The following is a 7,303-nucleotide window of genomic DNA, read 5'->3' on the forward strand; positions in this document are numbered from 1 at the left end:
CTTCGTACGTCATTTCGTACGCCTTCGAGCGGAATCTAGCAGCTGTCGGAAGGGCGCCGGTCAAGCCCCATCGAGGTGGCCTCGAAAGGGGCTTGAGAATGCGGTGACATCGCGTGGGGCCCGGCTATCTTTCGTGAGTCGAAGGCCGGGTACGGCCGAAAAGCGAGGTAGCTCGACGACGTGCGGAGGAGACCGTGAAGTTTCGGGTTCTGGGTCCGTTGAGTGCCGAGGTCAACGGGGGATCGATCGTTCCGACAGCGCGCAAGCCCCGGCAGATCCTGACCCTCCTCGCGCTGTATCCGGGCAGGGTGATGCCGGTGCCCACCCTCATGGAGGAGATCTGGGGCACGGACCTGCCGCAGAGTGCGCTGACCACGCTGCAGACCTACATACTCCAGCTGCGCCGAAGACTGGGCACCGCGATGGGCCCGGGCGGCCCGGGTGCGGAGCCGGGCGGACTGGACGGCGCGGGCGGCGGTGCCAAGGACATTCTGGCCACGCGGCACGGGGGGTACCTGCTCCAGATACCGCCGGAGTGCTTGGACGTCTTCGAGTACGAGACCCTGGTGGCCGGAGGCCACGCCTCCTTCGAGGCCGGGGACGACGAGGGCGCGGCGGCGCAGCTGCGCAAGGCGTTGGCGCTGTGGCAGGGGCCGGCCCTGGTCGACGTACGGGTGGGGCCGATCCTGGAGATCGAGGTCATGCGGCTGGAGGAGTCCCGGCTGGTCACCATGGAGCGGCGGATCGACGTCGACCTGCGGCTCGGGCGGCACGGGGAACTGCTCGCGGAGCTGGCGGAGATGATCGCCCGGCACCCGCAGCACGAGGGGTTGCACTCGCAGGCGATGGTGGCGCTGTACCGGTCGGGGCGGCAGGCGCGGGCGCTGGACGTGTACCGGCGGCTGCGGACCCGGCTGATCGAGGACCTGGGCGTGGAGCCCTCGCCGCAGTTGCAGCGGCTGCACCAGGCGATGCTGACGGTGGATCCGGCGCTGGACGTGGCGGCGGGGCCGAAGCGGGGGTCGACCTTCGATCTGTACGCCGCTTGAGGGGGAGGGGGGAGGGTGCTCCTGAGGGCCCTGGTGAGGGGGCGGGGATGGGGCTTCTGAGGGCGCTGGTGAGGTCGCTGGTGAGGGCGCGCTAGTGCATTAGCATCCGGCCCGTGGACGATGATCTTGTGGTGCGGGATTCGGGTGTGGGTGGGCGTTCGGGTGGTGCTTCGCTGCGGGCCTTTCGGCTTGATGTGCCGCAGCGGGAACTGGACGACCTGGCGGAGCGGTTGGACCGGACGCGGTGGCCCTCCGAACTGCCCGGGGTGGGATGGGACTACGGCGTTCCCGGTGACCACCTGCGGGAGCTGGCCGGGTACTGGCGCCACGGCTACGACTGGCGGGCGGCCGAGACGCGGCTGAACGAGTGGCCGCAGTTCACCACGGTCATCGACGGGGCGCGGGTGCACTTCGCCCACGTGCGCTCGCCCGAGCCGGACGCGACCCCGTTGCTGATGACCCACGGCTGGCCGGGCTCGATCGTGGAGTTCGAGCGGGTCGTCGGGCCGCTCACCGATCCGCGGGCGCACGGCGGGGATCCGCGCGACGCCTTCCACCTGGTGCTTCCGAGCATTCCCGGCTTCGGCCTCTCCGGGCCCACGACCGCAACCGGGTGGGAGTTCAAGCGGGTCGCGCGGGCCTTCGCCGAACTGATGGAGCGGCTGGAGTACCCGGCGTACGGGGTGCAGGGCGGCGACTGGGGGGCCGCGATCTCCCGGGAGCTGGGCCGGATCCGGCCGGAGCGGGTCATCGGGGTCCACCTGAACCTGCTGCCCGGGGCGGGCGCCGTCGCCGCGCCGGGCGAGGCGGAACTCGAGGGGTTGAGCCCGGCCGAGCGGGAGCGGACGGTGGCTTCCTGGGAGCGCTACCGGGTGTGGGCGCGGGAGCGGCAGGGGTACGCGGACATCCAGGCGACCCGGCCGCAGACCCTGGCGTACGGGCTGAACGATTCGCCGGTGGGACTCCTGGCCTGGATCGGCGAGAAGTTCGTGGAGTGGACCGATCCGCGGTGCCCGGTGGACCGGGACCAGGTGCTCACGAACGTGATGTTGTACTGGCTGACCGGCACGGCCGGGTCGGCGGCGCGGATCTACTACGAGCGGGCGCACGCGGCGTACTACGGCGGGCCCCCGGAGCCGTCGGCGACGCCGACGGCCCTCGCCGACTTCCCGCGGGACAACTTCATCCCGCTGCGGCACGTCGCGGCACGGACGGACAACGTCGTGCGGTGGACCTCTTACGACCGGGGCGGGCACTTCGCCGCGATGGAGGTGCCGGAGTTGTTGGTGGGGGACGTGCGTGCGTTCTTCCGGGAGGGGGAGCAGGGGCGGGGGCTGGGGCTCGGGTGAGGGCGGGAGCTGCTGGGTGAGTGGCTGGGGGAGCTGCTGGTGGGGCTGTTGGGGGAGTGGCTGGTGCAGTGACTGCCGGGTGACGGTCGTCGGGTGATGGCCGCGCCGTCCGGGTAGGGATGTGCGGGAAACCACGCCGAACGCCTGCGCGAAGAGAGAACGCCCTCATAACATAAAGGGCGTTCTCTTTTTTTCTGTGGGGCAGTCGGCCGGGGGGTGGCGTGATGATCGTGATCAGCGGGGGAACCGGGTTCGTGGGCTCGGCGGTGGTGCGCAGATTGCTCGGTGAGGGGGCTGCGGTGCGCGTCCTCTCGCGGGAGCGCCGGGTGCCGGGCGGTCGGGCGGGCACAGGCGGGGTGTGCGGGGACCTGGGGGATCCCGATTCCTTGCGCGGGCTGTGCGACGGGGCCTCGGTCCTGCTCTCGCTCGCCTCGTACGTCGGTGGGGACGAGCGGCGCTGCGACGACGTGAACGTCCGCGGTACGTCGGCCCTGATGGCGGAGGCGCGTCGGGCCGGAGTGCCGCGGATCGTGCACCTTTCGACCTGTGCGGTGTACGGGCCCGGGCCGCACCGAGGTGCGGGGGAGGGCGAGTTGGACCCCGCGCCGGTGTCGGCCGCCAGTCGCAGTCGGCTCGCGGGGGAGGCTCCGGTGCTGGCCGCGGGCGGCACGGTGCTGCGGGCCCCGCTGGTGACCGGTTACGGAGACCGGTGGGCCGTGCCGGCGCTGGTGGACGCCTTCCGGCGGGTGCCGGCCGGCTGGGCCGGGGGGAAAGGGCTCGCCTCCTTCGTGGATGTCATGGACCTGGCACGTTTGCTCGCCGCCCTCGCCGTGACCCCGCGGGCGCTGCCGGGCGGGGTGCTGCACGCGGGGCACCCGGAGCCGGTGCGCAACGGGGCGCTGATGGGGGCCCTGGCGGAGTACGGGGTGCTGCCGCATGCGCCGGGGGCGGGCGGCTCGCTGGAGTGGGATGCCTGCCTGGCGGGGCTGCGGGCGCGGCCCGGGTGGGTGAGCGAGCGTCAGTTCTCGCTGCTGGCCGGGGACATGTGGTACCGCAGCGACACGGCCTGGGCGCTGGGCGGGGTCGACCCGGGGCCCGGGCCGCTGCGGAGGCTGGGGGTGGCGGCCGCGTGGTACCGGGCGCGGGGTGGGGTGGCGCCGGAGGTTGAGGTGTCGGTGGAGGCGGAGGCGGACGTGTCGGGGGCTGGTGCTGGTGCTGGGGTGGATAGGGCTGGTGCTGGTGCTGGTGCTGGTGCTGGTGTGGGTGTTGCTGCGGGTGCGGGTGCGGGTGCGGGTGCGGGTGCTGTGGGGTGGGGAGCGGGGGCCGGGCTGTTGGCCGGGCTGGTGCCCGGGCAGCGTCGTGGGCGGCGGGTCGCGCCGGTGGGGGCGGAGGTGGGTGCCTGCCGGTGAGGTGTGCCCGTGGGTGGTCCGGCTGGTGGGGCGGCCCGGTGGGGTGGTCCGGCAGGGGTGGTCCGGCAGGTGGGCCGGTGCGCGTCCAGTAGGTGGAATGGCGGGTGGGGGCGGGTGCGTGGCGTGCATGATCACCCGATGCTCGATGAACAGAGAACCCTTCCGGTCCAGGTGGGCGACGAACGCGCCACGCTCACCAGCACGCTCCAGTTCCAGCGCGACACCCTGATGATGAAGTGCACGGGCCTGACGGCCGAACAGCTGCGCAGCAAACCGATCCCGACCACCGGGCTCACCCTGCTCGGGCTGGTCCGCCACCTGGCCGAGGTCGAGCGGGGCTGGTTCCGCAACGTCATCAACGGCGAGGACGTGCGCGGGTACTGGCCGCGCGACGCCGCCGGGCGGTGGACCGAGTGGGAGGTCGAGGACGCCGACCCGCAGGAGGCCTTCGAGAAGTGGGAGTGGACCTGCGGGCTGTCCCGGGCCATCGTCGACGCGGCCGAGTCCCTCGACGTCACCGGTCGGTACGTGGACGAGAAGCGCGAGATCGACGAGGTCTACTCCCTGCACTACGTCCTGACCCACATGATCGAGGAGTACGCCCGCCACAACGGCCATGCCGATCTGCTGCGCGAGGCGATCGACGGCGTGACGGGGGAGTGAAGGGCGGCCCCGGGGGACGTCAGACCGCGCCGCCGTTCGCGGTGGCGATGCGGCGGTCCACCGCGTCCAGGGCCGCGGCCCACGGGAAGTGGGCGGGGGCGTCCGGGCCCGCCGGGCCGGGTACGAAGCCGCCCTCTCCGTAGAGGAAGTCGACGCCCGCCGCCCGCAGGACGGCCACGCTCTGGTCGAACTGCGGGTGGGCGGCCAGGGCGGCGTTCGCGCACGGCATCGCCACGACGGGCGTGCCCTTGCCGATGGCCTCCGCGGCCGAGCCGATCACGAAGCGGTCGGTGAGGCCGAGGGCCCAGGCGTTCACCGAGTTGAAGGTGGCGGGGGCGAAGAGCAGGGCGTCCGCGGCGGGCCATACGTCCGGCTCGCCGGGCAGCTTGTACTGCCAGCGCACGGCGTGCCCGGTCAGGGCCGCCAGTCCGTCGAGGCTCCCGGCCACCCAGTGCGCCGCGGTGGGGGTCAGACCGAGGCACACGTCCCAGCCACGGGCCTGTGCGTCCTCGATGACGTGGGCCACGTCGAAGACGGGCGGAGCGGCGGAGCAGAGCAGATAAAGGGTCCTCTTCATATGATCATGGGATCACATCTCCGTGCCGGCGGGTCACCGGTGTGCGGTGGATACGTCGGGTCGGGTTCTGGGGTCGTTCTTCCGGGGCCTTCTTTCGTGGCCTTCTTTCGCGGTCTGTTTCGTGGGTCCTGTCCGTTGTTTTCCTCCAGTGGGTGTCCGGGCGGCTGCGAGCGGTGCTGCCGAGGATGGAACGCCGTGAACGCCGTGTACGCCGTACCCACGGAGGCGGGTTGACGGCCCACGGGGAGGGGGCGGCGCCATGCCGCGGAGCAGTGGGACCGGCGCACGGGTACTGATCGTCGGGGCCGGGCCGGTCGGGCTGACCGCCGCGCACGAACTGGCCCGCAGGGGTCTGCGGGTCCGGGTGGTCGACGCGGCCGCCGGGCCGGGGCGCGTGGGTGCGGGTGGTGTGGGTGGTGTGGGTGGTGCTGGAGGTGTTGGTGGTGGGCGCGGGGGCGCTGCGCGCGGGGCCGTCACCTTGCATCCGCGGACGCTGGAAGTGCTCGACCAGATGGGCGTGGTGGGACCCGTACTGGAACAGGGCCGCCGCAACCGGGCGTTCACGATGACCGTGGGCGGGGGACGGCCGGTCCGGCTGGACGCCGACTACGGCTCGACGCCCACCCGGTACCCCTTCACCGTCGTCATCGAGCAGGCCCGTACGGAGGCCGTTCTGCGCAAGGCCGCCGCCCGCCTCGGGGTCCAGGTGGAATGGGGCGTGCGGCTGACGTCCTTCGAGCAGGACGAGCACGGGGTACGGGCGTACCTGGAGCACTCCGGCGGGCGGCGGGAGGCCTGTGCCGTGCCCTGGCTGGTCGGGTGCGACGGGGCGGACAGTACGGTCCGGGGGCGGCTGGGGCTGCCGGGGGTGGAGGGGGCCGACGAGGTCTGGGAGTTGGCGGATGCGGTGGTGGAGGTGGGTGTGGGTGGGGGAGCGGGGGGTGGTGGCGGTGGTGCGCTTGGTTCCGCTGGTCTCTCCGGTGCCGGCTCGTCGGGTGGGTTCGTCGGGTTGGCTCAGGACACCGTGCACTGGGTGCACGTCGGTGGTCAGGCGCTGTTGCTGATCCCCCACCGGCGCGTCGGGCACTGGCGGGTGCTGGACTCGTCGCCCGCCGACGTGGTCGGGGACGGGCGTCCGGTGGAACTGCGGCTCTCCGCGAAGCTGTCGGCCGGGTTGGGGCGCGAGGTGCGGGTGGGCGTGCCGCTCTGGAGCGCGGTGCACACCTTTCGGGCGGCGGTGGCTACGCGGATGGGCGAAGGGCGGTGCTTCGTCGCCGGTGACGCGGCGCACGTCTTCGGTCCCGCCTCCGGGCACGGCCTGAACGTCGGTGTGCAGGACGCCTACAACCTGGCCTGGAAGCTGGCGATGGTCGACCAGGGTTGGACGGGGCCGGAGCTGTTGCGGACGTACGAGGAGGAGCGGGTTCCGGTGGCGCGGGCGCTGCTCGGGGCCGCGCAGCGTACGGGGGTGCTGGCGCAGGTCACGAACGCGATGGCGGGGGCGGCGCTGCCGGCCGTCATGGGCGTCGTGCGGGGGACCGGGCTGCTGCACCGGGTCATCCAGCGGAAGGTGCTCGGCGACATGTCGGGGCTCGGCCTGGCGTACGGGGGGCGGCCCGGGGGGTTGGCGGGGGGTCCGCGGGTCGTCGCGGAGGAGCTGCGGGGGGAACTGCGGGACGTGCGGTGGTCGCTGCTGTACGTGCCGGAGGGTACGGGCGAGGCGGTGGAGGTGGCTCGGGCGGCTGCGGCGCGGCATGCGGGGTGGTTGTCGGTGCGGACGGTCGTGGGGGGCGGGGCGGGGTGGTCGCGGGGGGCGGGTGGGGCCGGGGCGGGGCGGGCCGGGGCGGGGCCGAGGCCGTTGGTGGATCCGCGGGGGCGGGTGCGGGAGGCGCTGGGGCTCTCTGCCGGGGGGTGGGTTCTGGTGCGGCCGGACGGCTATGCGGCGGGGGGTGGGGGTGAGCTGACGGAAGGGGGGTTGGGGGTGGCGGTGGCTTCCCGGGGGGTGGCGGTGGCTTCCCAGGGGGTGGGGGTGGCCGGTTTGCCGGGGGCTTTGGGCGGGGTGGGTGTGCGGGTGGCAATGGGGGGTGCGGTGGGGGGTCGGGGGCGGGTCCAGGGGGGCTCGGGGAGTGCTTGAGGGGGTGGGGTGTTGTCTTTGCTTCCGCGGGGGGTGGGTGGTTCGTGTGCCTCCGGCGGGGGGGGGGGGGGGGGGGCGGGGGGGGGGGGGGGCGCGGGGGGGGGGGGGGGGGGGGGTGCGGG

Annotated in this window: 6 protein-coding genes; 5 read left to right on the top strand and 1 reads right to left on the bottom strand. The window is 73.5% G+C overall.

The features are described 5' to 3' along the window. Positions 1–194 precede the first annotated feature (194 nt). The 4 genes from ACFWAR_RS34815 (at position 195) to ACFWAR_RS34830 (ending at position 4,470) form a co-directional block, all read left to right on the top strand. Positions 195–1,049: a BTAD domain-containing putative transcriptional regulator gene (locus tag ACFWAR_RS34815; RefSeq protein ID WP_385786235.1), complete on the top strand. Its 855-nt coding sequence runs from the start codon at positions 195–197 to the stop codon at positions 1,047–1,049. A 146-nt stretch (positions 1,050–1,195) separates the two neighbouring features. Beyond that, positions 1,196–2,398 (top strand): epoxide hydrolase family protein, encoded by a 1,203-nt coding sequence (locus tag ACFWAR_RS34820; RefSeq protein ID WP_385786249.1) that lies wholly within the window; start codon positions 1,196–1,198, stop codon positions 2,396–2,398. Between the two features lie 224 nt (positions 2,399–2,622). Beyond that, positions 2,623–3,807, top strand: a complete 1,185-nt coding sequence (locus tag ACFWAR_RS34825) for an NAD-dependent epimerase/dehydratase family protein (RefSeq protein WP_385786238.1) — start codon at positions 2,623–2,625, stop codon at positions 3,805–3,807. A gap of 138 nt (positions 3,808–3,945) precedes the next feature. Then, positions 3,946–4,470: a DinB family protein gene (locus ACFWAR_RS34830; RefSeq protein ID WP_385786241.1), complete on the top strand. Its 525-nt coding sequence runs from the start codon at positions 3,946–3,948 to the stop codon at positions 4,468–4,470. Between the two features lie 19 nt (positions 4,471–4,489). Here ACFWAR_RS34830 and ACFWAR_RS34835 read toward each other — a convergent pair whose 3' ends face one another. Then, positions 4,490–5,047, bottom strand: a complete 558-nt coding sequence (locus ACFWAR_RS34835; RefSeq protein WP_385786244.1) for a flavoprotein — start codon at positions 5,045–5,047, stop codon at positions 4,490–4,492. Between the two features lie 259 nt (positions 5,048–5,306). Here ACFWAR_RS34835 and ACFWAR_RS34840 point away from each other — a divergent pair, with 259 nt between their 5' ends. After that, entirely contained in the window at positions 5,307–7,181 is a 1,875-nt protein-coding gene (locus ACFWAR_RS34840) for an FAD-dependent monooxygenase (RefSeq protein ID WP_385786246.1), read from the top strand. Positions 7,182–7,303 lie beyond the last annotated feature (122 nt).

Origin of the sequence: Streptomyces sp. NPDC059917 (genome assembly GCF_042730635.1) — a bacterium.
In the GTDB taxonomy this organism is placed as follows: Bacteria; Actinomycetota; Actinomycetes; order Streptomycetales; family Streptomycetaceae; genus Streptomyces.

What these genes read in the sequence shown, in the direction of transcription:
- ACFWAR_RS34825 (WP_385786238.1), top strand. Translation starts at nt 2,623, where the DNA reads ATGATCGTGATCAGCGGGGGAACCGGGTTCGTGGGCTCGGCGGTGGTG.
- ACFWAR_RS34830 (WP_385786241.1), top strand. Translation starts at nt 3,946, where the DNA reads ATGCTCGATGAACAGAGAACCCTTCCGGTCCAGGTGGGCGACGAACGC.
- ACFWAR_RS34835 (WP_385786244.1), bottom strand. Translation starts at nt 5,047, where the DNA reads ATGAAGAGGACCCTTTATCTGCTCTGCTCCGCCGCTCCGCCCGTCTTC.
- ACFWAR_RS34840 (WP_385786246.1), top strand. Translation starts at nt 5,307, where the DNA reads ATGCCGCGGAGCAGTGGGACCGGCGCACGGGTACTGATCGTCGGGGCC.